This window comes from Geodermatophilus siccatus (assembly GCF_900103785.1).
GTDB lineage: Bacteria > Actinomycetota > Actinomycetes > Mycobacteriales > Geodermatophilaceae > Geodermatophilus > Geodermatophilus siccatus.
The window spans coordinates 43,687-67,502 of record NZ_FNHE01000010.1 but is presented as its reverse complement, the minus strand read 5'-3'; the positions used below and the strand labels follow the sequence as shown (position 1 = coordinate 67,502).

Sequence of the window (23,816 nt, the reverse complement as noted above, 5' to 3'; positions counted from 1 at the left end):
CACGGCCGCCGGACGCCCTCCGTGGACCTCCACCCCTGCTTGCACGGGCGAGCAGGGGTGGAGCTCCACGGAGGTACTGCACCCCGCGAGCCCGTCGGCGGTCATGGCGGTGCTCGACCGGGGAGCGGCGTCGCGTGAGAACCGTCGTGGGACCGGCGATCTCGCCGCGCTCAGGCGGGGACCGCCTCCGGCACGGGCGCGGCGGCCTCACGACGAGCCGTCCGGGCGGTCTGCGCCAGCCCGATCCCCACGAGGACGACGAGGCCGCCGAGCACCTGCCAGCCGGAGAGCACCTGCTGCACCCACACCCAGGCCACGACCGAGGCCAGCACCGGCTCCACCGTGGCGATGAGCCCGGCCGTCGTCGGGGGCAGGTGGCGCAGCGCCGCCAGGGACAGCCAGAACGGCAGCACCGCCCCGAGGACGACGATCCAGCCGACCAGCACCCACAGCGGCAGCTCCAGCGAGCCGAGCGAGACCGGCACCGAGGAGCCGAGCACGGCCGGGTCGAACGGCCAGAACGGCGCGGCGACCGCCCAGAACAGCGCGGCCGCGACGAAGCTCCAGCAGGTGAGCGCCACCGGGTCGCGGGTGGTCGTGCCGCGCTCGCCCATCAGGTAGTAGCCGGCCAGGCACAGCGCCGCACCGAGGGCCGCGGCCACACCGCCCACGTCGAGCGAGCCGCCGCCCTGCCACACCTCGGCGACCAGCACCAGCCCCGACAGCGACAGCCCGAGCGCCGCCCACAGCCGGCGCCGCACCCGCTCGCCGCGCACCAGCCACACCCACAGCGCGATGAACACCGGCGCGGTCATCTCGAAGACCAGCGCGATGCCGACCGGCAACCGGCCGATCGCCACGTAGTAGAGGTACTGGGTCAAGGCGATGCCGACCACGCCGAACGCGGCGAGGAACGGCACCTCGCGCCACGCGACCCGCAGCCGCGCCGGCGCCACGACGGACAGGACGGCGAGCAGCACGACCGCCGCCCCGCCGCAGCGCAGCGCGGTCAGCCACGGCGCGGGGACCCCCGCCTGGAGGGCCAGGGTGGAGACGGTGCCGTTGACGGCGAACAGGCCCGCGGCGCCGACGGTCAGCGCGGAGCCGAGCGGAGGACGGGACACGGGCCCAACGGTAGCGACCGTCGGGGCCCGAGCCCCCTACCGGGGGGTCACTGGACGGCGGCGGGGGCCCGGTCGGCCCCGTCGCAGGGAGGACGGGGCCGACCGGCCGGGCTCATCGCCCGCGGCCGGGGACCGGCGAGCCGGCCTCGGGCAGCGGCGAGCCGACGTCGCGCGTCGTCCGGTCGCCGTCGGCGCCGCGCCGCTCCGTGGCCGGCAGCGGGGCGGTGCCGGTGGCGGTGTCCGGGACGCCGTCGTGGTCGGCGTCCGGTGCCGCCTCGACCACCAGCACGAAGTCCTCGCCGTGCCGGGTGATGCCGTCGACGACGGCCTGCTCGACCGCCTCGGCCGCGACCGAGCGCCGCAGCACCAGCGGGTCCGAGCGCAGGTCCTTGGCCAGCGACACCGCCAGCCCGACCATCACCAGGGCGAACGGCAGGGCGGCGATGATCGTGAGGTTCTGCAGGCCGGTGAGCGCCGCGTCGCCGCCGACCAGCAGCATGATCGCGGCCACGGCGCCCATGACCACGCCCCAGAAGACGACCACCGTCCGGCTCGGCTCGAGCGTGCCGCGCTCGGACAGCGAGCCCATGACGATGGACGCGGCGTCGGCGCCGGAGACGAAGAAGATCGCCACCAGCACCATGACCAGCACGGTCATCACGGTGGCCAGCGGGTAGGTGTCCAGGACGCCGAACAGCTGCCCCTCCGCGGTGGCCTGCCCGGCGACGTCGGCGCCGCTGCGCTGCGCGGCGATCCCGGCTCCGCCGAAGACGGCGAACCAGACGAGGCTCACGACGCTGGGCACCAGCAGCACGCCGGTGACGAACTGGCGGATGGTGCGACCGCGGCTGATCCGCGCGATGAACAGGCCGACGAACGGCGTCCAGCTGATCCACCAGGCCCAGTAGAAGACCGTCCACCCGCGCAGCCACTCGGCCGTGGCGTCGCCGCCGCTGGCCTCGGTGCGGGCGGCCATCCGGGCCAGGTCGGCGAAGTAGGTGCCGATCGTGGTGGGCAGCAGGTTGAGGATCAGGACGGTCGGGCCGACGACGAACACGAACACGGCCAGGACGACGGCCAGCACCATGTTGGTGGTGGCCAGCCACTGGATGCCCTTGGCGATGCCGGAGACGGCGGAGGCCACGAAGGCCGCGGTCAGGACGGCGATGACGACGACCAGCAGGCCGCTGCCGGCGTTGCCCACCCAGCCGAGGATCTGCACGCCGCTGCCGATCTGCAGCGCGCCCAGCCCGAGCGAGGCCGCCGAGCCGAACAGCGTGGCGAAGATGGCCAGGACGTCGATGGTCCGGCCGGCCCAGCCCTCGGTGCGCCGCTGCCCGAACAGCGGGGCGAACGCGGAGCTGATCAGCTGCCGGCGGCCGCGGCGGAAGGTGCCGTAGGCGATCGCCAGGCCGACGACGGCGTAGATGGCCCACGGGTGCAGCGACCAGTGGAACATCGTGGTCGCCATCGCGGTCTGCAGCGCCTCGGGCGTCTCGGCCGCGACGGTGTCCGGCGGGGGCGAGACGTAGTGCGACAGCGGCTCGCTGACGCCGAAGAACATCAGTCCGATGCCCATGCCGGCGCTGAACATCATCGCGACCCAGGAGACGGTCCGGAACTCCGGCGCCTCGTCGTCCCGGCCCAGGGGGATCCGCCCGTACCTGCCGGCCGCCAGCCAGATGACGAAGAGGACGAACGCCGAGGCGAGCAGCACGAACAGCCAGCCGAGGTTGGTCTCCACCCACTCGAGGGCGGTGGCGCTGGCCGACCCCAGGCCCTCCGGGGTGGCGAAGCCCCAGGTGACGAAGGCCAGGGCCACCACGGCGGAGACCCCGAAGACGGCCCGGTCCAGCGACCCCCCGCGGTCGGCCGGCGACGGCGGTGGCTCGGCGACGGCGGGGTGGGCCTCCGCGGACCCGGACGGTCTGGAGTGTGCAGGTGTGGTGGTCACAGGTGTCCGTGGCGCCGGTCTCGGCGCACCTCCCTCTCTCGGTCGACGACGGGTGGCCGACGGCACCAGGGGCAACGGCGGCAACCCGTCCACGGTAGGGACGTCGTGCGACGGGTGCGGGTCCGCCCTGATCTGGGCGAGACCTCTCGGGAGGACGACCGGGTGCTGTGTGCCCGCCCCCGGGGCCGGGCACACACCCGGCAGCGAGGCGTCCGCCCGGCCGGGACGGCGGCGTCGTGACAGGGGGAGGTCCCGACCGTGAGCGAGCCGCGTCCGCCCTGGTCGGCACGCCGTCGGAGGCTGCTGGTGTGGCTGGCGGTGGGGGCGGTCCTCGGGGGCCTGGGCGCCGCCGGCCTGCCCGACGAGTTCGGGGTGACGGCGGGCTTCGGAGCCGCCCTCTGCGCCTTCCTCCTCGTGGTCGCGCTGGTGGTGTTCATCACCGTGCCCGGACCCGACACCCTGGGCACCCTGTTGCGCACGCCACCCCTGGCGGGGGCGGTGCTGGTGGTCGCCGTCCTGCTGGTGATGGCCAACCCGACCGGGTCGTCACTGCGCTGGCTGTGGGTGGTCGCCGCGGTCGCCGCCGCCGGGTGGACGGCGTTCGCGGTGTGGGAGACCCGCCGCTCGGGCGGCTGACCGCGGCGGCAGACTCGGCACCCGTGACCGCCGGCCTGCCCACCGCCCTCTACCTGCCCGACGGCGACGGCTTCGTCGCCACCGACCTCACCATCGGGCCGTGGGACCCGGGGCTGCAGCACGCCGGGCCGGTCGCGGCCCTGCTGGCCCGCGAGGCCGAGCGGGTCACCGGGATCCCCGACGGGCAGACCGTGCGGCTGGCCTTCGACATCCTCGCGCCGGTGCCGGTGGGCCGGGTGCAGGTCGGCGCCCGGCTGCTGCGGCCGGGACGGCGGATCGAGCTGGTGGAGGCGGTGCTCAGCGCGGGCTCCTCCTCCGCCGACCGCGAGCGGCCGCTGATGAGGCTGACCGCCTGGCGGATGCGCAGCTCCGCGGTCGAGGGGACGCCGCAGGCCGGCGTCCCGATGCCCGGGCCGGAGGAGAGCCACCCCGAGACGGCGGCCTTCTTCACCACCGACGTCGCCTACCACCGGGCGCTGGACTGGCGCTTCGTGCACGGCTCGTTCAACGCGCCCGGCCCGGCGGCCGCGTGGACCCGGGCGCTGTGCACGCTGGTCGAGGGCGAGCCGATGAGCCCGCTGCAGCACCTGCTGGTGATGACCGACGCGGCCAGCGGCATCTCCGCCGTCCTGGACTGGCAGCGGGCCACGTTCGCCAACGTCGACCTCACCGTCGCCCTGGTGCGCCCGCCGGCCGGGGAGTGGCTGGGCGTCGACGCCACCACCACGATCGGGCCGGCCGGCGCCGGGCAGTGCTTCGCCGACCTCCACGACGCCACCGGCCCGATCGGCCGCTCGGCGCAGGCCCTGTTCGTCGCGCCGCGCTGACCGGTGCTGGCGCTGCCGGGATCGGTTGGGGAGGCTGGAGCGCGATGGCACTGCTCGATCCGCTGCTGACCTGGCTCGCCGGGCGTGGGCTGCCCATCGCCCTCATCGTCCTGGGGTCGGTCCTGCTGGCCCGGTTCGTCGCCTGGGTCGGCGAGAAGATCACCGACCGCATCGACGCCCGCGCGACCGGCGGCGACGCCCTGGTGCGCTCCGAGGCCGCCAAGCACCGGCACTCGCTGACCCAGGTGATCACCTGGACGCTGGTCGTGCTCGTCTACGCGATCGCCGTCTTCGCCGTCCTGGACCGGGCGGGCATCCCGATCGGCGGGCTGGTGGCGCCGGCGACCGTGCTGGGCGTCGGGCTGGGCTTCGGCGCACAACGGGTCGTCGGTGACGTGCTGGCGGGCTTCTTCATCATCACCGAGCGGCAGTACGGCTTCGGCGACGTCGTCTCCATCACGGTGGTCGGGGGCGGGGACCCGGCCGAGGGCACGATCGAGGACGTCACGCTGCGGGTCACCCGGCTGCGCTCCCCCAACGGCGAGGTGATCACCCTGCCCAACGGGCAGATCGTGAAGGTCGTCAACCTCTCCCGCGACTGGGCGCGCGCGGTCGTCGACGTGCCGGTGCCGACGACGCTGGACGTCAGCCGGGTCAACGACATCCTCAGGGAGGTCGGCGCGGAGGCCTTCCGCGACCAGCGGCTGCGCCCGCTGCTGCTCGACACGCCCAGCGTGATGGGCGTCGAGACCCTCGACCTCGAGCAGGTCAACGTCCGGATGGTGGCCCGCACGCTGCCCGGCAAGCAGTTCGAGGTCGGCCGCGACCTGCGCGCCCGCGTCGTCCAGGCCTTCCGCCAGGCCGGTCTCAACGTCCCCGCGCCGACGGCGGGCGCGCCGACCGGTGGGCTCTCCCCCTCCTCGGACGGCGCCCGGTGACCACCCCGGAGACCAACGGCCCCGGCGAGCCGACCCGCGAGCCGTCGGTGAGCACCGCGCCGCCGCCCGCGCCGCGCCGCTGGTGGACGGCGGTGCCGCACCACCTCGGCCGCGCGCGCACCTCGACCGTCGTCCTGGCGCTGCTGTTCGTGGGGCTCTACGTCCTCTACCTCTACGTCCGCCCGCCGGACCCGCCCGCCGGGCCGACGTCGGGGTCGACGGTGCAGACGCCGGTGACGTCGGCTCCGGCGACTCCCGGACCCGCGGAGCCGACCCAGACCCCCGGACCCACCACGACGGCCCCGACGACGGCCCCCACCACGGAACCGACGACCGCGCCGTCGCCGACGGAGGAGAGCGGGCCGGCCGGGGAGTCGCCGGGACGGACGCCGACGACGACGGTCCAGCCGACGACCACGCTCCAGCCGACGACCACGGAGGCCCCCGCTCCGCCGCCGCGGACGACGGCGGCCTCCCCGACGCCGTGACCGGTGCCACCGCCGCACCGGTGTGGGCACCCTGGCCGTGCCGCACCGGGCGCGCACAGGGCAGGATCGGCATCCCGTGCCTCGTCGTCCGCGAGGCCCCGTGGAGGGAGAACACGTGGCTGACCGATCCCTGACCCGGCGTGGACGGGCCGCCGTCGCGGCCGTCGCCGGCCTCACCCTCGTCCTCGCCGGATGCGGGGGCGACTCCGGCGACACCGGCGGGAGCACCGGCGCGGGAGGCGCACCGGACACCGGCGAGCCGCTGCCGAGCGTCGCGGCGGACGACGCGCTCGCCGCGCGGGTCCCCCCGGCCGTCGCCGAGGACGGGGTGATCACCGTGGGCAGCGACAGCACCTACGCGCCCAGCGAGTTCCTCGCCGAGGACGGCCAGACGATCATCGGCTTCGACGTCGACCTGTTCGAGCTGGTCGCGCAGAAGCTGGGCCTGGACGCGCAGTTCGAGACCGCGCCGTTCGACTCGATCATCGCCGGCGTGGGCTCGGGCCGGTACGAGGTGGGCGTCTCGTCGTTCACGATCAACCCCGAGCGCCTCGAGCAGGCCACCATGGTCAGCTACTTCGACGCCGGCACCCAGTGGGCCACCCGCGCCGGCAACCCGGACGGCGTGGACCCCGACAACGCCTGCGGGCTGTCCATCGCCGTGCAGCGCGGCACCGTGCAGGTCGACGACATCACCGCCCGCTCCCAGGCGTGCGAGACCGCCGGGCAGGAGCCGATCACGATCGACCAGTACGACGCGCAGAGCGACGCCACGGCCGCGGTCGTCTCCGGCCGCGACGCCGCCGTCCTGGCCGACTCGCCGGTCATGGCCTACGCCGTCGCGCAGACCAACGGGCAGCTGGAGCTCCTCGGCGACATCTACGACTCGGCGCCCTACGGCTACGTGCTCCCGCAGGACCAGGCCGACTTCGCGCAGGCGGTCCGCGACGCCGTGCAGGCGCTGATCGACGACGGCACCTACACCCAGGTCCTCGAGCGGTGGGGCGTGCAGGACGGCGCCATCGACGACCCGACGGTCGACCCCACCGTCGGCTGACCCGGAGGACTCCCCACCATGGCCGCGGAGGCGCCCGACACGACGGCCCGGCCGGCACCGCCCGAGCAGATCCGCGCGGTGCCGGTCCGGCACCCGGGCCGATGGGTCGCCGCCGCCGTCATCGCCGTGCTGGCGGCCATGTTCGTCCACATGCTGGCCACCAACCCGGTGTTCCAGTGGGACTTCATGCTCGACAACATGTTCACGCCCGCGGTGCTCCGCGGGGCGCGGACCACCCTGGTGATGACGGTCGCGGCCATGGTGCTGGGCGTGCTGCTCGGCATCGTCCTCGCGGTGATGCGGCTGTCGCCGAACCCGGTCGTCTCGGGCGCGGCGTGGACCTACATCTGGTTCTTCCGCGCGATCCCCCGCATCGTGCTGCTGTTCTTCATCGCCAACCTCGGCGCGCTCTACGCGCGCTACGAGTTCGGCTTCCCGTTCGACCGGCAGCTGATGGACCTGCTCGGGTTCCAGGCCGACTGGCGGTTGTTCGGCTTCGACGGCAACGAGATCTTCGTCGGCTTCACCGCCGGCCTGCTGGGCCTGGCGTTGTCCGAGGGCGCCTACATGGCCGAGATCGTCCGGGCCGGCATCCAGTCGGTCGACCCGGGCCAGGCCGAGGCGGCGCACGCGCTCGGCATGAGCCGCGGCCGCACGATGCGCCGGATCGTGCTCCCGCAGGCGATGCGGGTGATCATCCCGCCCACCGGCAACGAGACGATCGCGATGCTCAAGGACACCTCGCTGCTCATCGCGGTACCGGTGACCACCGAGCTGAACTTCCAGCTGCGGGCGATCGGCTCCCGGACCTTCCAGATCATCCCGATGGCCGTCGCCTCGATCCTCTGGTACCTGGCGCTGACCAGCCTGCTCATGATCGGCCAGTACTTCCTGGAGAAGCGGTTCAGCCGCGGCTTCGGCGCCACCGAGACCCGCGCGCAGCGGGCCGCCCGCCGGGCCGCCGACGTCGGGAGCCAGAAGTGACCGGGGACGGGGCCGCGATGGTCCGGGCCGAGGGCGTGCGCAAGTCCTTCGGCCACGTGGAGGTCCTCAAGGGCATCGACCTGGAGGTCGCGCCGGGCGAGGTGGTCTGCGTCATCGGCCCCTCCGGCTCGGGCAAGTCGACCTTCCTGCGCTGCATCAACCACCTGGAGAAGATCGACGCCGGCCGGCTCTGGGTCGACGGGCACCTCGTCGGCTACCGGGAACGGGGCGGCAAGCTGCACGAGCTGCGGGACCGGGAGGTGGCCGCGCAGCGCCGGGACATCGGCATGGTCTTCCAGCGGTTCAACCTCTTCCCGCACATGACCGCCCTGGAGAACGTCGTCGAGGCGCCGGTCGGGGTGAAGGGGGTCCGCCGGGAGGAGGCCCGCGCCCGCGGCGTCGAGCTGCTGGAGCGGGTGGGTCTCGGGGAGCGGGTGCACAACTACCCGAACCAGCTCTCCGGCGGCCAGCAGCAGCGGGTGGCGATCGCCCGGGCCCTGGCGATGGAGCCCAAGCTCATGCTCTTCGACGAGCCGACCTCGGCGCTGGACCCGGAGCTGGTCGGCGAGGTCCTCGACGTCATGCGGGGGCTCGCCGAGTCGGGCATGACGATGGTCGTCGTCACCCACGAGATGGGCTTCGCCCGCGAGGTCGGTGACTCCCTCGTCTTCATGGACGACGGCGTGGTGGTCGAGGCCGGCGACCCGCGCCGGGTGCTCACCGACCCCCAGCACCCGCGCACCCAGGCGTTCCTCTCCAAGGTCCTCTAGGAGCCGGGGCGCTACGAGCCCGTCACCACCGCGATGCCGGGGCCCCGGCCGACCGCGGCCAGCGCGGCACCGGCCTCGTCGAGACCGAGCTCCCGGGTGACCAGGGCCTGCGGCCGCAGCCGGCCGGCGGCGATGAGACCGAGCAGCTCGGGATAGGCGTGCGCGGCCATCCCGTGGCTGCCCAGCACCTGCAGCTCGCGGGCGACGACGAGGTCCATGGGCACCTCGGGCCGCCCCTGCGCCGGCGGCAGCAGCCCGACCTGCACGTGCCGGCCCCGCGGCCGCAGCGACCGGATCGAGTTCTCGCAGGTCACGGCCGCGCCGAGGGCGTCGAGGGAGACGTGCGCTCCTCCACCGGTGAGCTCGGCGACGGTGGCCGGGACGCCGCCGCCGCCGTCCACCGCGTGCTCGGCGCCGTTGGCGGCGGCGAGCCGCAGTGCCGCCGGGGAGACGTCGACGGCGACCACCCGGGCGCCCGCGGCGACGGCCACCTGCACCGCCGAGAGCCCCACCCCGCCGCAGCCGTGCACGGCGACCCACTCACCGGGCCGGACCCGCGCGACCTGCGCCACCGCGCGGAAGGCGGTGGCGAACCGGCAGCCCAGGCTCGCGGCCGTGACGGCGTCCAGCCCGTCGGGCAGCGCGACCAGGTTGACGTCGGCGGCGTCGAGCGCGACGTACTCGGCCATCGAGCCCCAGTGCGTGAACCCGGGCTGGGTCTGCCGGGTGCACACCTGGTGCTCGCCGGCGGCGCACTGCGCGCAGCGGCCGCAGGCGTTCACGAACGGGACGGTGACGCGGTCGCCCACCCGCCAGCGCCGGACGTCGGCCCCGACGGCGGCGACGGTGCCGGCCAGCTCGTGGCCGGGCACGTGCGGCAGGACGACGTCCGGGTCGTGGCCCTGCCAGGCGTGCCAGTCGCTGCGGCAGAGGCCGCTGGCGCCCACCCGGACGACGACACCGCCGGGCGCCGGGTCGGGAGCGGGGACGTCCTGCACGGTCAGCGGGCCGCCGAAGGACTCGAACACGAGTGCACGCACCCGGGCAGCCTGCCCCAGACCGCTCGGCACGTCCCCGGTGGCCCGGTCGGGCCGTCTGGTTCGCGCTGCCGCCGTCTGCCTAGTCCATCGCGTCGCCGGGCGTCTGCCCGGCCGGCGGGAGCGGGGTGCGGACGACCGGGCGCACCTTGCGGGCACCGTCCAGCCGCTCGGTGTAGCTGGCTGCGTTGCCGCGGATGTGCTGCAGGTCCTCGTCCCGGGCCTGCCGGATGACCTTGGCGGGGACGCCGGCGACGAGCGAGCCCGGCGGCACCTGCGTGCCCTGGGTGACGACGGCGCCGGCGGCGACGATCGAGCCCGAGCCGATGTGCGCGCCGTTCATGACGACGCTGCCCATGCCCACCAGGACGTCGTCGTCGATGCGCGCGCCGTGCAGGACCACGCGGTGCCCGACGGTCACCCCGCGGCCCACGACGAGGGGGAATCCGGGGTCGGAGTGCAGGGTGCAGCCGTCCTGGATGTTGGAGCCCTCGCCGATCTCGATCACCTCGGCGTCGGCGCGCGCGACCGCGCCGTACCAGATGCTGGACCGCGGGCCCATCGTCACGGCACCGACCACCACGGCCGTCGGCGCGACGAAGGCCTCGCCGTCGATGCGCGGGGACCCGAACGGCAACTCGGCGATGTAGTTCTCGGCCACGGGCGACAGCACAGCACAGGCGCGTCGCGGTCGCACCCGCCGGATGCACCGCGGCGTCGGCGACCGTGGACCGCGACGCCGGCCGCCGCCAGGACGGCCGCCGTGACGCTGCCGACCGACCTGCCGGTGCCGGCCTTCCCCGACCGGGCCGCGCGGGAGGAGTGGCTGGACGCCGGGCACGCGACGGCGCCCGGGCCGTACGTGCGGCTGGCCGAGCAGGGCTCCGCGTCCCCTCGGTGACCTACGCCCGACGGGTCGAGTCGGTGCTCTGCTCCGGCTGGACCGACGGGAGGTCGCAGCGCCTGGGCGGACCCTCCCGCCTGCAGCGCATCACCCCTGCGCGGGCCCGGCCACGACGACCGTCCCCGACGACCTCGCCGCCGAGCCCGCCGCCCAGCAGGCCGTCGACGCCCTCGACGGCCGCAACCGCCACCTGGAGGACCCTCCTGCCCCCACCGCTCGCACGCCCGCGGCGGGCCCCTGCCCGGAGGGCCGGAGCGTCACGACGCTCGCGGAGGGACGGCGTCCCTGCTGACCTGCGGTCGCTCGGCCCAGAACCGCGCGTCGCGCCGTCGCCACAGCAGCATGAGGACGACGCCCGCGGCCATGATCGCCACGCCGATGACCAGCGGCGGCCCGAGCCCCAGCCAGGCCGCGCCGGTGTAGCTGTTCGCCGGGTCGGCGAGGTCGCGCACCGAGAGCACGAGCAGCCAGACCAGCATCCCCGCACCGGCCAGCGGCCCGACGCCGAGCAGCAGCAGGTCGCGCAGACTGCGGGTCAGGCGCCGGCGGAAGTACACGGCGCAGGCGATGCCGGTCATCGCGTAGTACAGCGCGATGAGCAGCGAGAGCGCGGTGATCGAGTCGAACAGCGCGTTCTCCGACAGCGCGCTGACGCCGAGGTACCAGACCACCGCGATGCCGGCGACCCACCAGGTGGAGACGTCCGGCGTCCGGTGGCGCGGCGAGATCGACCCGAACCGGGCGGGCAGCGCGGCGCGCCGGGCCATCGACAGCCCGGTGCGGGACGCCGGGATGATCGTCGTCTGGGTGGAGGCGATCGCCGAGGTGGCGACGGCGAGCAGCACCACCCAGTCCCAGCCGCCGAGCACCCGCTCGGAGAGCAGCGCGAAGACCGCCTCCTCCTCGTCGGCGTTCTCCGCCAGCCAGCTGGTCCCGGCGAAGCAGACGACGGCGACGGCGACCCCGAGGTAGGTCAGCAGCAGGACGACGGTCGAGAGCACCGCGGCGCGGCCGGCGGCGCCCCCGCGCGTCTCCTCGGTCAGGTTGACCGCCGACTCCCAGCCCCAGTACGCGAAGACCCCGAGCAGCAGCCCGCCGGTCAGCGCCGGGCCGCCCGCCCCGAGCGGGTCCAGCCAGGACCACTCCGGCGTCAGCGCGCCGAACGGGCTGTCCCCGCGCAGCCCGCGTGCCAGCGCCACGACGGCGAACACCGCCAGCGCCAGCGTCTGCGCGACGATCAGCCCGTTCTGCACCCGCGCGGACAGCTCCGTGCCGAGCACGCACAGCGCCGCCATGACCAGGACGAGCAGCACGGTCAGCCCCAGGACGACCGGCGTCGAGGACTCCCAGCCGTCCAGCCCGACCGCGAGCAGGGTGGAGCGGACGCCGACCTCCGCCAGCGACCCCACCACCAGGACGCCGGTCATCGCGATCGCCCAGCCGCCGATCCAGCCGGCCCACGGGCCCATCGCCCGGGTGACCCAGGAGAACGTCGTCCCGCAGTCGGGGTCGGCCCGGTCGAGCGCGGCGAACGCGGCCGCGATCAGCAGCATCGGCACGAACGAGGCGAGCAGGACGCCGGGGGCGTGGACGCCGACCAGGGCCACGACCGGCCCGATCACCGCGGCGAGCGAGTAGGCGGGGGAGGTCGCGGCCAGGCCGACGACGAGGGCGTCGCCGAACCCGATCGCATCGGGGCGCAGGGTGGGCGGGGACTCCGCGGGCGCGGTCACGGCGCGCGACGCTACGGCTCCCGCCCCGGTCGGGCGCCGGCCCCCTGCGTGGGAGGACCCCGTCCTCAGAGGATGCGGCGCGCCCCGACGTAGTCGCCGATGTCCACGCTGGTCACGGCCACCGGCTGGTTGAAGGTGCGGGCGTGCACCATCTTCCCGCTCCCGACGTAGATGCCGACGTGGTAGACGGGCGAGCCGAAGAACACCAGGTCACCGGGCTGCAGCTCGCTGCGGGAGACCGCCGTGCCCATCCGCGACTGGGCGCGGCTGGAGTGCGGCAGGGAGACACCGGCGGCGGCGTAGGCGTAGCTGGTCAGACCCGAGCAGTCGAAGCCGTCGGGGCCGCTGCCGCCCCAGACGTAGGGGTCTCCGACCTGCGCGAGCGCGGCCTCGAGGACGGCGCCGACGTCCCCGCTGGGCGCGGCGGCCACGACCGCCCCGACGTCGGCGGTCAGTGCCGGGCCGGCAATCGCGGTGCGGACGGCGGCCTGCGCGGCGGCCGAGAGGCTCGCGTAGTCGCTCTCGTACTGCTGCTGACGCGCCTGCACCTCGGCCCGCTGGCGCTGGAGCTCGTCGAGCGACGCGGTGGCCTGCGCGGCGGCGGCGTCGGCGTCGGCCCGGGCCTGCTCGGCGGTGCGCTGCGCGACCGACACCTCGGCCAGCAGGCCCTCGGTGTGCGCGGCGATGAGGTCCAGCGTGGTCATCTGCTGGACGACGTCCGCCGCGGAGTCCGACGTCAGGAACGCGGCCATCCGGGACTGCGTCGTGCCGGCGCTCTGCGCGATGGCCGCCAGCTGCGGGCCGTAGCCGGCGAGCACGGCCTCGGCCTGGGACGCCCGCGCGGCGGCATCGGCCGCGGTCTGCTGCTGCGCGGCCACCGTCAGCTCGGCCTCGCGGACCTGCTCGTCGAGGGTGGCCAGCTGCTTGCTGGTCTCGGCGACCAGCCGCTGAGCCTCCTCCGCGGACGCCGGGGCGGCGCTCGCGGTCGCCGGGGTCAGCAGCACGGCGACGGTGGCGGTGGCGGCCAGGGCGGCGCGCGACCAGCGTCGACTCGTCGTCCGGTTGTGGCCCATGTCCGGCCCCCTCTCGCCGCGCCCCGCCCCGGGAAGTGAGCGGTGTTCCATGCACGTGTGCACGCACGGTAAGGACACGACGCCAAGGGGTAGGGGGTGGCGCGCGGGCCGCCGACCGCGGCGCGCACCTCAGTCGTCACAGCGGCACCGGGGGTCCCGTGCGACGCGGGAGGACCGGCTACCGGCGACGGGGCGGAGCGGAGCCCGACGAGGTGCGGTCGGGCGCGAGGGGGACCAGCCGGTCGGCCACCGCGCCGGTCACGAAGGAGTAGACGGCCTTGCCGCCGATGTCGACGACCTGGTCGCGGCGCGACCACGTCCACGGCGGCGCGCCGACGCCGGTGGCGTTCTCCAGGGTCTGGTCGGTGGCCAGCCGGACCGAGGTGTGCCAGGCCGAGGCGCGCCAACCGCGCAGCCCGCTGGCCGACCACACGCCGCGCAGGGCGCCGACGAGCGCGCCGGTGCCCCAGTGCATGAGGTGGTTGCGCACGAGCGGGCGCGCGGACCCCGGCAGGCGGCGGCGGGTGGTCAGCGCGGTCAGGGTGCGCCCGGGCACATAGGAGTCCGGGCGGCGGGTCACCGACTGCTCGACCTGCTCGGCCAGCGTCATGGCCGCGGTGCCGGCCAGACCGGCGAGGGCACCTCGGAGGGCAGCACGTCCCAGCATGGGACGGCCCTACCCGGGGAGGCGTGCGGAGGAACCGCGACCCGGCCCCGCAGGTGCGGAGCCGGGTCGGGGAACGTGCTGGAACGGCCACCTCTCCGGGTCCCGCAGGCCTCGTCGGCCCCGTCGGCCCCCGTGCGGGGTCCCGCCGCGAGCCTGCGAGTGGCGGGGGGCACGGGGGTCCTTCAAGGGGGGAGAGGTGGTCCTCAGTCAGCCGGCGAGCGGCTCGGGGGCGTCGAGGTCGGCGACCACCCGCAGGTCCCGGACGATGGCGGAGAGCTCGACGGCGGTCCACGGCTCGCAGCAGTCGCAGCCGTCCTCGCGGTGGCTCACCAGGCCGAGCAGGCCCCGGGTCTGGTCCTCGGCGATCGCCAGGCTACCGGTGGAGGGGTGGCGGTGGCAGGCGCAGGCCGAGGCGCACAGGCCCAGACCCCAGCCGGAGACCACGACGGCGTGCCCGTCGTCCCACACCCTGCCGACCTGGAAGACCGACGGCTTCTGAGTCCTGGTCACGGGACCCTCCCCTCCCCGGTCCGGCTGTGCCGGAGCCCGTCCGTTGGCGAGCGGAGCCTCGTTCCGCTCGGTGCACGTTTCGGCGTGCGCGCGGGGGTGGTGAAGTCGAGCGTCCCCGGTCCCGCGAGACAGACGGTAGGTGACCGAACGCAGAACGTCACGATGCCAGGCGGGCGGAGCGTGACGGACCGGTCGCTCCGCCCCACCGGTCACAGCCGCCCCTCGCGCACGCGGCCCCGTCCAGGGCACCGCCCCGAGCCGGCGAGGGGTGGGAGACGGACCCCTGGACCCCCACCGCTCGCCCGCTCGCGGCGGGACCTGCGAGGGGCCGGGTCCTCCCTCAGCTGGCGGGCGACACCGAGCTCATGTTGAAGTCCGGCACGCGCACAGCGGGCATCGCGGCGCGGGTGAACCAGTCGTTCCACTCGCGCGGCAGGGTGCGCTCGGTGCGACCGGCCTGGGTGATCCGGCCGAGGAGGTCGACCGGCGACTCGTTGAACCGGAAGTTGTTCACCGCGCCGGTCACCTCCCCGCCCTCGACCAGGAACACGCCGTCGCGGGTGAGCCCGGTGAGCAGCAGCGTCTGCGGGTCGACCTCGCGGATGTACCAGAGCGTGGACAGCAGCAGCCCGCGCTCGGTGCCGGCGACCATCTCGTCGAGGGACGCCGTGGCGCCCGGCTGCTCGAGGACCAGGTTGTCGACGGCGGCCGTGGCCGGCGCGGTGGTCCTCAGCGCCCAGGCCCGCGGCCGGATCAGGTTGGCCAGCACGCCGCCGGAGATCCACTCGACCGCCGGCGTCGCCATGCCGTTGTCGAACACCGATGCCATGCCCGACGAGCCGCTGACCACCTGGAACGGGCAGGCCTCCAGGCCGGGCTCGAACGGGTCGCTGCGCAGCGTCAGCGGCAGGGCGGCCAGCCGCTCGCCGACGCGGTTGCCGCCGCCGGGCCGGGCGTAGACGTTGCGGCCCTCGTCGGCGTCGCGGGCCTCCATCGTCCAGTAGGCGTAGATCATCAGGTCGCTGACCGCCGAGGGCGGCAGCAGCGTCTCGTAGCGCCCGGCGGGCAGCTCGACCCGCCGCTGCGACCAGCCGAGCTTGCGCTGCACGTCGGCGACCAGGTCGGCCACCGAGACGTCGGTGAAGTCCCGGGTGCCGACGCCGGCCCACACCGAGCGGCTCATGTCGCCGCTCTTGCCGTTCAGCTCCACCCGGCCGCTGGGCTGGTCGTGCCGCAGCCGCAGCCCGGTCGACGTCCCCAGGTAGGTGGTGGCCATGGCGTGCTCGGCGTAACCGAAGAGCAGCTCGTCGCGGTCGCGGGCGCCGCCGAAGGCCTGCCCCAGCGCGGGCGCGAAGTCGCGGAAGACGCCGATCGAGGTCTCCGCGGGGTCGGCGTCCCAGTCACCGGCGCCGGGCGGCGCCTCGCTGACCAGCGGGACGGCGTCCTCGGCCGGGCCGGCGTCGCGGGCGGCCTGCTCGCTGGCGGCCACCAGCTCCTCGACGTCCGGGCTGCCGGTGCGCGCCACCGTGCCGGCCGCCATCCCGGCCCCACCGTCGACGAACGAGACGACGACGACCTGCCGGGAGCGCATCGAGCCGTTCGTGGTGAGGCTGTTCTTCGCCCAGCGCAGGTTCGCCTCGGAGCTCTCCACCACGAAGGCGACCTGCTCGTCGGCGGTGGAGGCGGCCAGCGCCTTCTCGACGACGTCCTGCGGACGCGACCACGAACTCATCGTCCCGCTCCTCGCTCGCTGACGCTCGCTGCGATGCTCACAGCCCGCTCGCTGGCGCTCGCTGCGATGCTCACAGCCCGCTCGCTGGCGCTCGCGCCGCTCATCGCCCGGCCTCCTGCACGGTGTTCAGGATGTTCACGTTCTCGAACAGCGCCACCGGGCAGCCGTGGCTGACCGGGGCGACCTGCCCGGGCTGGGCCTTGCCGCAGTTGAAGGCGCCGCCGAGCAGGTACGTCTGCGGGCCCCCGATGACGCGCATCGAGCCCCAGAAGTCCGTCGTCGTCGCCTGGTAGGCCACGTCGCGCAGCTGCCCGGCGAGCTGCCCGCCCTCGATCCGGTAGAAGCGCTGGCCGGTGAACTGGAAGTTGTAGCGCTGCATGTCGATCGACCAGCTCTTGTCGCCGACCACGTAGATCCCGCGCTCGACGCCGGCTATGACATCGGCGGTCGAGGGGCCGTCGGGGGCCGGCTGCAGCGAGACGTTGGCCATCCGCTGCACCGGCGTGTGCTGCGGCGAGTCGGCGAAGGCGCAGCCGTTGGAGCGCGTCATGCCGCCCATCCGCGCGGTGTTCCGGTCGACCTGGTAGCCGACCAGCACGCCGTCCCTGATGATGTCCCACCGCTGCCCGGCGACGCCCTCGTCGTCCCAGCCGATCGTGGAGAGCCCGTACGGGGCGGTGCGGTCGCCGGTGACGTTCATGATCTCGGAGCCGTAGCGGAGCGTGCCCAGCTGGTCGACGGTGGCGAACGAGGTGCCGGCGTAGGCGGCCTCGTAGCCCAGCGCCCGGTCCAGCTCGGTGGCGTGGCCGATGGACTCGTGGATGGTCAGCCACAGGTTCGACGGGTCGACGACGAGGTCGTAGCGCCCCGCCTGCACCGACGGCGCCTTAGTCTTCTCGCGCAGCAGCTCGGGGATCTCGGCGATCTCGCCGCGCCAGTCCCAGCCGGTGCCGGTCAGGTACTCCCAGCCGCGGCCGGCCGGCGGCGCGACGGTGCGCATGCTCTCGAACGCGCCGGTGGAGCGGTCGACGGTGAGCGCGGTGAGGTCGGGGTGGATGCGCACCCGCTGCTGGCGCGTGCGCGTGCCGGCGGTGTCGGCGTAGTACTTCTGCTCCTTCACCGCCTGGCAGACCGCCTGCACGTGCTCGACGCCGTCGGCGGCCAGCAGCTGCTCGGACAGCTCGGTGAGCAGCCCGGTCTTCTCCGCGTCGGGCACCTCGAACGGGTCGACGTCGTAGTCGGACACCCAGACCGCGTCGGGGTACGCCGGCTCGGGCGCGAGCTCGACGCGGTCGCTGTTGACCGCCGCCGACACCTGCGCGACGGCGACCGCCTCCTCGGCGAGCCGCACGGCCTCCGCCGCGGTGAGGACGACGCCCGCGGCGAACCCCCAGGTGCCCTCGTACACCACGCGCACGGCCAGGCCGAGGTCCTCGCCGTCGGCCAGCGACTCCAGCCGGGCGTCGCGCAGGCTGATCGACTGGGTGCGGATCCGCTCCACCCGCAGGTCGGCGTGCTCGCAGCCGAGGTCGAGGGCCCGGGTGAGCGCGGCGTCGGTCAGCGCGGAGAGCGGGAGGGCGAGGAAGGACGCGTCCACGTCGCGGGAGGCAGCCACCGCCCCTGTCTACCAGCGCGGGCGACCCGGTCCACGGCGGGTCCGAGGGCCCGGCACCCGGTCGGGCACCGGCGCCACTAGCCTCGCCGGGTGCCCCGACGCCGGATCTGGGCCGTCCCGGCGGCGGCCCTCGCCCTCGCCGCCTGCGCGGGCGGCGGGCTGGACCGGCCGTCCACCGAGGCGTGCGACGCCGTGTCCGCCTGGATGGACGCGGGCAGCCCGGCCGACCGGCGGGCCGAGGTCACCGAGCGGGTCGGCGACCTGCTCGGGCGGTCGGACTCGACACCGCTGACCGACCCCTACGTGCGGTTCCGGGACACCCGGGAGGAGGACCTCGACTACGCCGCGGTCGTCGAGGCGGGCGCGAACTTCCTGCGGGCCTGCGGGGACCACGGGTGGGAGCGCCCCGGGGGCTGACCCGGCCGCCGGCTCCGGACGGCGTGGCCGCGAGACGACCGGGGTAGACGCCAGCACATGGCCGCGCCCTCCCCGCCGTCCCCTGCCGACGACGTCACGCTCACCTTCGGCGGGAACGCCACCACGCTGCTGCGACTCGGGCCCTTCACGCTGCTGACCGACCCGAACTTCCTGCACCGCGGGCAGCGCGCCTACCTCGGCAAGGGGCTGTGGACCAAGCGGCTCACCGAGCCCGCGCTGCAGCCCACCCAGCTGCCGGCGCTGGACTCCATCCTGCTGTCGCACCTGCACGCCGACCACTGGGACCGCATCGCCACCCGCACCCTCGACCGCGGCACCCCGGTGATCACGACCCGGGCCGCCGCCCGCGCGCTGGGCCGGCGCGGTTTCCGGGAGACCGTCGACCTCACCCCCTGGCAGCGGCACGAGCTGAGCCGCGACGGCGCCACGCTGCGGATCACCTCGGTCCCCGGCGTCCACGGCCCCCAGCCCGTCGCCAAGCTGCTGCCGCCGGTGATGGGCAGCGTGCTGGAGCTGGTGCGGGACGGCGAGGTGTCCTGGCGGGGCTACATCAGCGGCGACACCGTCTTCCGCCCCGAGCTCGGCGAGGTGCTCGAGCGCTGCGGCCCGCTGGACGTCGTCATCCCGCACCTGGGCGGCACCAAGGCGCTCGGCTTCACCGTGACCATGGACGGCCGGCAGGGTGCCGATCTCGTCGAGCTGCTCAAGCCGCCGGTCACCGTGCCGGTGCACTACGACGACTACGACCGGTTCGCCTCGCCGCTGGGCGACTTCGTCCGCGAGGTGGCCGCCCGGCGCGCACCGGGCGAGATCCGAGCGGTCACCCGCGGCGAGACGATCTCACTGCGGTCCTCCGGACCGCGACCGCAGCCAGGTGCCGTCCCCCACGGGCACTGAGCCCTACCGTCGCACCGCACCGGGAGGGCTCCGCCCCCCGCGCCGCGGCCCGACCAGCGCAGGCGGCTCACCACCCGCGACCGGGGCGCCCGTGTCGGTCAGCCTGCGCGCCCAGCCAGCCGTGCGGCTCGTTCGGCGACGTCGGCGCGCAGCGCCTCGGCGTCCACCGTGGTGCAGACGCCGTCGCGCACGACCTGCCGCCCGCCGATCCAGGTGTCGCGCACCAGCTGCGAGGTGCCCGACCAGACCAGGTGGGTGAGCAGGTCCACCGGGTCGAGAACGGGCTCGAAGGCCAGGTCGCGGGTGTCGACGTGCACCAGGTCCGCCCGGCGGCCGACGGCGACCTGGCCGAGGTCCGGGCGGCCGATCGCGTCGGCGGCCCCGCCGGTGGCCAGCCAGAACGCCTCGGCGGCGGTCAGCGCGGTGGCCGAGCCCTCACGGAGCCGGGCCAGGCCCGCGGCCAGCCGGACGTCGGCCAGCAGGTCCAGCCCGTCGTTGGACGCCGGCCCGTCGGTGCCCAGCCCCACCCGGACGCCGCGGTCGAGCAGCGCCCGCACCGGCGCGATCCCGCTGGCCAGCTTCGCGTTGCTCGCGGGGCAGTGCGCCACCGCCACGTCGTACTCCCGCCACAGCTCCAGGTCGCCGTCGTCGACGTGCACGCTGTGCGCGGCCAGCACCCGGCCGCCCAGGACGTCGTGCGCGGCCAGCAGGGCGGGCACCGACAGCCCGTGGGTCGCCAGCAGGTCCGCGCCCTCGCCTGCGGTCTCGGCGACGTGCAGGTGCAGCAGCAGGCCGTGCTCCCGGGCGGCGGCCGCGGCGTCGCGCAGCACCGGCAGCGGCAGCGTGTAGGCCGCGTGCGGGCCGATGCCGTACTCGACGGCCCCGTCGCCGGGCACGGAGGTCGCCAGCGTCACCGCCTCGGCCAGCTGCTGGGCCAGCGGCGGCATCCCGGGCAGCGGCAGCAGCGGGGTGGCGACTACCGCGCGGGCACCGGTGCGGCCGACGGCGGCCGCGATCCGCTCGGGCGAGAAGTACATCTCGACGCTGGTGGTGACCCCGCCGCGCAGCATCTCCACCGAGGCCGCGGTCATCGCCACCTCGACGTCCTCGGGGGTCAGCCGCGCCTCCCGCGGCCAGATCACCTCGCGCAGCCAGCGCGCCAGCGGCAGCCCCTCGGCCTGCCCGCGGAACAGCACCATCGGCGCGTGCGAGTGGGCGTTCACCAGCCCCGGCAGCAGCACCCCGGGGACGGCGACGACCTCGGCGTCCCCGGCGTCCGGCGCGTCGGCGGCCGGGCCGACCCAGGTGAGCGTGCCGTCCTCGACGTCGACCGCGGCGTCGGGCACGACGGTGCCGGCGCGGTCCCCGACGACGACGGCCCGGGCGGTGAAGCGCTGCCGCATGGGTGGCGAACCTACCCCCGCGGCTGCCAGGTGCCGCCCAGAGCGCGCCGTTACCGTGGGGCGCATGTCCTTCCTCGCCGCCGCGGCCTCCTCCGACCAGGGCGGCATCACCGGCTTCCTGCTCGACATGGTGGAGCGGCTGGGCGCGGTGGGCGTCGGCTTCGCCATCCTGCTGGAGACGGTCATCCCGCCCATCCCCAGCGAGGCGGTGCTGGGCCTGGCCGGGGTGCTCATCAACGACGGCCGGCTGGACATCGTCCCGGTGGTCCTGTGCGCGACCCTCGGGTCGATCCTGGGCGCGGTCTTCTTCTACTACGTGGGCCGGGCGCTGGGCCCCCGCCGCTCGCACGCCTTCCTCGACCGGCTGCCGCTGGTGGAGACCGAGGACGTCGACAAGACCTTCGCCTGGTTCGAGCGGCACGGGCGCTCGGCGGTGTTCTTCGGCCGGATGGTGCCGATCGTGCGCAGCTTCATCTCCGTGCCCGCGGGGGTCGTGCGCATGCCGCTCGCCCAGTTCGTCCTGTACTCCGCCGCCGGCAGCCTGATCTGGAACAGCGTGCTCATCGGCCTGGGTGTCGCGGCCGGCGACTTCGTGCAGCAGAACCTGCACTACCTCGACTACGCCGTCGTGGCCGCGTTCGCGCTGGGGATCGGCTACCTGGTCCACAAGCGCTGGCGGGACGTGCGCCGGCACCGGCAGGCCCGTCGCGCCGGCACCGACGAGAGCCGGCCGGCGTGAGCGCGCTGCGCCCCGGCTCCGTGCCCCCCGCCCGCCCCAGCGTCGTCGCCTTCGACGTCAACGAGACGCTGCTCGACCTCGGCCCGGTGCGCGCCGCACTGGTCGAGCTCGGGCAGCCGGCCGACCTGCTGCCCGCGGTCTTCTCGCGCACCCTGCTCACCGGCTTCGCCGCCGCCACGGCCGGCACCTGGTGCCGGTTCCGCGAGGCGTTCGACGCGGCCCTCGCCCAGGCCACCGACCTGGGGGACGCCGACCGATCCCGGGTGGCCGACGCCTTCCTGGAGCTCGCCCCGCACCCCGACGTCGAGCCCGCGCTGCGCCGGCTGGTCGAGGCCGGCGTGCGCGTGGTGACGCTGACCCACGGCTCCCCCGGCGTCGCCGAGGCGGGGCTGGAGCGCGGTGGCGTGAGCCCGCTGGTGGAGCGCTCGCTGTCCAGCGAGGTGATCCGGGCGTGGAAGCCGGCCCGCGAGGTCTACCTCTGGGCGGCCGGGGTCTGCGACGTCGAGCCGGCCCGGCTGGCGTTGGTCGCGTCGCACGGCTGGGACGTCCACGGCGCGCTGCGGGCCGGCCTGACCGCGGCCTGGTTCCCGCGCACCGAGCGCGTCTACCCGGCCGTGTACGACCCCGCCGCGCTGGTGGCCGGCGACCTCGCCGGCGCGGTCGACGCGCTGCTCGCGCTGCCCCCGGCGTGACCCGGGAGGTCGAGACCCCGCTCGGCCCGGCGCGGGTCACCGCCACCGAACCCGCGGGCGCCGTCGTCGGCACGCTGGTGCTCGGTCACGGTGCGGGCGGGGGCCTCGGGTCGGCCGACCTGACCGCGGTCACCGCCGGCGCCGCCGCGGCCGGCTGGCGGGTGCTGGGCGTCGAGCAGCCCTGGCGGGTGGCGGGCAGGCGCATCGCGCCCGCGCCGCCCCGGCTGGACGAGGGCTGGACGGCGGTGCTCGGCACCCTGCGGGACGACGACCGGCTGAGCGGGCCGCTGGTGGTCGGCGGTCGCAGCGCCGGCGCCCGGGTGGCCTGCCGGACGGCGGCGACGCTCGGGGCCGACGGCGTGCTGTGCCTGGCGTTCCCCCTGCACCCGCCGGGCCGGCCCGAGCGCAGCCGCGCCGACGAGCTGACCGCCGTGGAGGTGCCGCTGGGCGTCGTGCAGGGCGAGCGGGACGCGTTCGGCCGCCCGGACGAGCTCGCCGCGGTGCTGACCGGACGGCCGGGCGCCTCGCTCTACGCCGTCCCCGGCGACCACGCACTGACGCGCAGCCCGGACGTGGTCGCCCTGGCCGCCGTCGACTGGCTGGCCGGGGTCGCCGGGGCGGACCCCGGCGACCCCGCGACCGTCAGCGGCGCCGGCGCCGCACGACCAGCGTGATGACCAGCAGCAGCGCCGCGGCACCGGCCAGCGGCGCCGCGTAGCGGGTCAGCGCGGCCCCGCCGGCGACCTCGAGCAGGTCGATCGGCTCGGGCTCGGCGTGCTTGGGACTCGTGGTCCGCGCGGCCGGGGCCGCCGGGGTCGTCGTCCCGGCCGGCGGCGGGCTCGGGATGACGGCGGCCGGCGCGGTGTCGCCCGCGGCCGGGGCGGTGTCGCCGCCCGACGCCCGGTCCGAGGCCGCCGTCGCGGTCTCCCGCGCCGCCGCCGCGGTCGTGCGGGTCCGCTCGGCCACGGCGTTGTCCCCCGGCACCTGCTCCACCGAGGCGGCGACCTCCCCGGCGGCACCTGCCGCCGTGGCCGCGACCTTCTGCGTCGGCGTCTCCTCCGCGGGCGCGGCCGCTGCCGTCGCACCCGCGTCGCCGGCACCCAGCTGGGCGGCGAGCTTGTCGGCGAACTGGCCGAGCAGCTTGTTGCCGACGTCGGTCATGACGCCGCGGCCGAACTGGGCCGGGCGGCCGGTGATGTTCAGGTCGGTCAGGACGTCGACCCGCGTGGTGTCGCCCTCCGCCTTGAGCTGGGCGGTGATGAGCGCGGCCGCGGTGCCGTTGCCGCGCTGGTCCTTGCCGCGGCCGTCGATGACCGCCTTGTGCGCCGCCTCGTCCTTCTCGACGAACGAGGCCTTGCCCTGGTAGGTCAGGTTGATCGGGCCGAGCTTGACCTTGACCCGGCCGGTGAAGTCGTCACCGGTGACCGAGTCCAGGGCGGCGCCCGGCATGCACGGCGCGATCCGCTCGATGTCCAGCAGCACCCGCCAGGCTTCGTCGATCGGCACGGGGACGGTGAACGAGTTCTCCAACTGCACGGTGCTACCTCCTGGGGTACGGAGCTCGGCCGGTCCGCCCCCGGACGAGGGCGGGCCGGCCG

The 23,816-nt window shown here is 75.5% G+C and carries 25 protein-coding genes; 13 read left to right on the top strand and 12 right to left on the bottom strand.

The genetic code is table 11. From position 1 onward, the window contains the following. Positions 1-170 precede the first annotated feature (170 nt). Both BLS21_RS17965 and BLS21_RS17960 read right to left on the bottom strand, forming a co-directional pair. Complete coding sequence (locus BLS21_RS17965; RefSeq protein ID WP_091221610.1) at positions 171-1,124, bottom strand: EamA family transporter; 954 nt, start codon at positions 1,122-1,124, stop codon at positions 171-173. Positions 1,125-1,236: 112 nt separating this feature from the next. Then, positions 1,237-3,078, bottom strand: a complete 1,842-nt coding sequence (locus BLS21_RS17960) for a BCCT family transporter (RefSeq protein ID WP_091221607.1) — start codon at positions 3,076-3,078, stop codon at positions 1,237-1,239. Between the two features lie 258 nt (positions 3,079-3,336). Between BLS21_RS17960 and BLS21_RS17955 the strand changes: the two genes are divergently transcribed. From BLS21_RS17955 to BLS21_RS17925, 7 genes are all read left to right on the top strand, one after another. Continuing rightward, a complete protein-coding gene (locus tag BLS21_RS17955; protein WP_139177198.1) occupies positions 3,337-3,714 on the top strand; it encodes a hypothetical protein in 378 nt (125 codons plus the stop codon). Between the two features lie 23 nt (positions 3,715-3,737). Beyond that, on the top strand, positions 3,738-4,541 hold the full coding sequence (locus tag BLS21_RS17950) for a thioesterase family protein (RefSeq protein ID WP_091221951.1): 804 nt from the start codon (positions 3,738-3,740) through the stop codon (positions 4,539-4,541). A 44-nt stretch (positions 4,542-4,585) separates the two neighbouring features. Further along, entirely contained in the window at positions 4,586-5,479 is an 894-nt protein-coding gene (locus BLS21_RS17945; protein ID WP_091221602.1) for a mechanosensitive ion channel family protein, read from the top strand. Continuing rightward, a complete protein-coding gene (locus BLS21_RS24740) occupies positions 5,476-5,967 on the top strand; it encodes an Rv3103c transmembrane domain-containing protein (RefSeq protein WP_139177197.1) in 492 nt (163 codons plus the stop codon). The genes BLS21_RS17945 and BLS21_RS24740 overlap by 4 nt, the downstream gene beginning before the upstream one ends. A gap of 115 nt (positions 5,968-6,082) precedes the next feature. After that, on the top strand, positions 6,083-7,024 hold the full coding sequence (locus BLS21_RS17935) for an ABC transporter substrate-binding protein (protein WP_217636187.1): 942 nt from the start codon (positions 6,083-6,085) through the stop codon (positions 7,022-7,024). 18 nt (positions 7,025-7,042) lie between these two features. Further along, positions 7,043-8,008, top strand: a complete 966-nt coding sequence (locus BLS21_RS17930) for an amino acid ABC transporter permease (RefSeq protein WP_091221596.1) — start codon at positions 7,043-7,045, stop codon at positions 8,006-8,008. Beyond that, entirely contained in the window at positions 8,005-8,778 is a 774-nt protein-coding gene (locus tag BLS21_RS17925) for an amino acid ABC transporter ATP-binding protein (protein WP_425431618.1), read from the top strand. Before BLS21_RS17930 ends, BLS21_RS17925 begins: the two co-directional genes overlap by 4 nt. Positions 8,779-8,789: 11 nt before the next feature. On the opposite strand, the gene BLS21_RS17920 is transcribed toward BLS21_RS17925, so the two are convergent. After that, on the bottom strand, positions 8,790-9,818 hold the full coding sequence (locus BLS21_RS17920; protein ID WP_091221594.1) for a zinc-dependent alcohol dehydrogenase family protein: 1,029 nt from the start codon (positions 9,816-9,818) through the stop codon (positions 8,790-8,792). 79 nt (positions 9,819-9,897) lie between these two features. Next, the gene (locus BLS21_RS17915) at positions 9,898-10,476 is read right to left on the bottom strand and encodes a gamma carbonic anhydrase family protein (RefSeq protein WP_245700535.1); all 579 of its coding nucleotides are present in this window, start codon (positions 10,474-10,476) and stop codon (positions 9,898-9,900) included. 102 nt (positions 10,477-10,578) lie between these two features. Here BLS21_RS17915 and BLS21_RS25240 point away from each other — a divergent pair, with 102 nt between their 5' ends. Continuing rightward, positions 10,579-10,716: a YdeI/OmpD-associated family protein gene (locus tag BLS21_RS25240; protein ID WP_175479617.1), complete on the top strand. Its 138-nt coding sequence runs from the start codon at positions 10,579-10,581 to the stop codon at positions 10,714-10,716. 260 nt (positions 10,717-10,976) lie between these two features. Here BLS21_RS25240 and BLS21_RS17905 read toward each other — a convergent pair whose 3' ends face one another. The 6 genes from BLS21_RS17905 to BLS21_RS17880 all read right to left on the bottom strand — a co-directional run bounded on the left by BLS21_RS17905 (position 10,977) and on the right by BLS21_RS17880 (position 18,049). Beyond that, a complete protein-coding gene (locus BLS21_RS17905) occupies positions 10,977-12,452 on the bottom strand; it encodes an APC family permease (protein ID WP_091221585.1) in 1,476 nt (491 codons plus the stop codon). 65 nt (positions 12,453-12,517) lie between these two features. Then, positions 12,518-13,525, bottom strand: a complete 1,008-nt coding sequence (locus tag BLS21_RS17900; RefSeq protein ID WP_091221582.1) for a C40 family peptidase — start codon at positions 13,523-13,525, stop codon at positions 12,518-12,520. A gap of 178 nt (positions 13,526-13,703) precedes the next feature. Continuing rightward, the gene (locus BLS21_RS17895; protein ID WP_091221580.1) at positions 13,704-14,192 is read right to left on the bottom strand and encodes a hypothetical protein; all 489 of its coding nucleotides are present in this window, start codon (positions 14,190-14,192) and stop codon (positions 13,704-13,706) included. Positions 14,193-14,399: 207 nt separating this feature from the next. Beyond that, positions 14,400-14,702 carry a hypothetical protein gene (locus tag BLS21_RS17890; RefSeq protein WP_091221577.1) on the bottom strand — a complete coding sequence of 101 codons (303 nt, stop codon included), beginning with the start codon at positions 14,700-14,702 and terminating at the stop codon, positions 14,400-14,402. 340 nt (positions 14,703-15,042) lie between these two features. Continuing rightward, positions 15,043-16,434, bottom strand: coding sequence for a metallopeptidase TldD-related protein (locus BLS21_RS17885; protein WP_091221575.1), 1,392 nt, complete (start codon positions 16,432-16,434; stop codon positions 15,043-15,045). A 100-nt stretch (positions 16,435-16,534) separates the two neighbouring features. Beyond that, positions 16,535-18,049: a TldD/PmbA family protein gene (locus tag BLS21_RS17880; protein WP_091221572.1), complete on the bottom strand. Its 1,515-nt coding sequence runs from the start codon at positions 18,047-18,049 to the stop codon at positions 16,535-16,537. Between the two features lie 90 nt (positions 18,050-18,139). On the opposite strand from BLS21_RS17880, the gene BLS21_RS17875 reads away from it, so the two are divergent. Further along, positions 18,140-18,466, top strand: a complete 327-nt coding sequence (locus tag BLS21_RS17875) for a hypothetical protein (protein WP_091221570.1) — start codon at positions 18,140-18,142, stop codon at positions 18,464-18,466. 57 nt (positions 18,467-18,523) lie between these two features. Continuing rightward, a complete protein-coding gene (locus tag BLS21_RS17870) occupies positions 18,524-19,384 on the top strand; it encodes an MBL fold metallo-hydrolase (protein WP_091221568.1) in 861 nt (286 codons plus the stop codon). Between the two features lie 98 nt (positions 19,385-19,482). Here the strand turns inward: BLS21_RS17870 and BLS21_RS17865 are convergent, their stop codons facing one another. Further along, positions 19,483-20,787, bottom strand: a complete 1,305-nt coding sequence (locus BLS21_RS17865) for an amidohydrolase family protein (protein WP_091221564.1) — start codon at positions 20,785-20,787, stop codon at positions 19,483-19,485. Between the two features lie 64 nt (positions 20,788-20,851). Here BLS21_RS17865 and BLS21_RS17860 point away from each other — a divergent pair, with 64 nt between their 5' ends. The 3 genes from BLS21_RS17860 to BLS21_RS17850 are packed head-to-tail and all read left to right on the top strand — an operon-like array spanning position 20,852 to position 22,892. Beyond that, the gene (locus BLS21_RS17860; protein ID WP_091221562.1) at positions 20,852-21,526 is read left to right on the top strand and encodes a DedA family protein; all 675 of its coding nucleotides are present in this window, start codon (positions 20,852-20,854) and stop codon (positions 21,524-21,526) included. Further along, complete coding sequence (locus BLS21_RS17855; RefSeq protein ID WP_245700533.1) at positions 21,523-22,218, top strand: HAD-IA family hydrolase; 696 nt, start codon at positions 21,523-21,525, stop codon at positions 22,216-22,218. The genes BLS21_RS17860 and BLS21_RS17855 overlap by 4 nt, the downstream gene beginning before the upstream one ends. Continuing rightward, the gene (locus BLS21_RS17850; RefSeq protein ID WP_091221560.1) at positions 22,215-22,892 is read left to right on the top strand and encodes an alpha/beta hydrolase family protein; all 678 of its coding nucleotides are present in this window, start codon (positions 22,215-22,217) and stop codon (positions 22,890-22,892) included. The genes BLS21_RS17855 and BLS21_RS17850 overlap by 4 nt, the downstream gene beginning before the upstream one ends. Here the strand turns inward: BLS21_RS17850 and BLS21_RS17845 are convergent. Continuing rightward, entirely contained in the window at positions 22,861-23,754 is an 894-nt protein-coding gene (locus BLS21_RS17845) for an SRPBCC family protein (RefSeq protein WP_091221557.1), read from the bottom strand. The two genes, BLS21_RS17850 and BLS21_RS17845, sit on opposite strands and share 32 nt — an antisense overlap. Between the last annotated feature and the right edge of the window lie 62 nt (positions 23,755-23,816).

Bases quoted from the DNA above. Each gene is read 5' to 3' on its own strand.
- BLS21_RS17860 (WP_091221562.1), top strand. From the start codon at position 20,852: ATGTCCTTCCTCGCCGCCGCGGCCTCCTCCGACCAGGGCGGCATCACC.
- BLS21_RS17900 (WP_091221582.1), bottom strand. From the start codon at position 13,525: ATGGGCCACAACCGGACGACGAGTCGACGCTGGTCGCGCGCCGCCCTG.
- BLS21_RS17885 (WP_091221575.1), bottom strand. From the start codon at position 16,434: ATGAGTTCGTGGTCGCGTCCGCAGGACGTCGTCGAGAAGGCGCTGGCC.
- BLS21_RS17895 (WP_091221580.1), bottom strand. From the start codon at position 14,192: ATGCTGGGACGTGCTGCCCTCCGAGGTGCCCTCGCCGGTCTGGCCGGC.
- BLS21_RS17945 (WP_091221602.1), top strand. From the start codon at position 4,586: ATGGCACTGCTCGATCCGCTGCTGACCTGGCTCGCCGGGCGTGGGCTG.
- BLS21_RS17930 (WP_091221596.1), top strand. From the start codon at position 7,043: ATGGCCGCGGAGGCGCCCGACACGACGGCCCGGCCGGCACCGCCCGAG.
- BLS21_RS17870 (WP_091221568.1), top strand. From the start codon at position 18,524: ATGGCCGCGCCCTCCCCGCCGTCCCCTGCCGACGACGTCACGCTCACC.
- BLS21_RS17865 (WP_091221564.1), bottom strand. From the start codon at position 20,787: ATGCGGCAGCGCTTCACCGCCCGGGCCGTCGTCGTCGGGGACCGCGCC.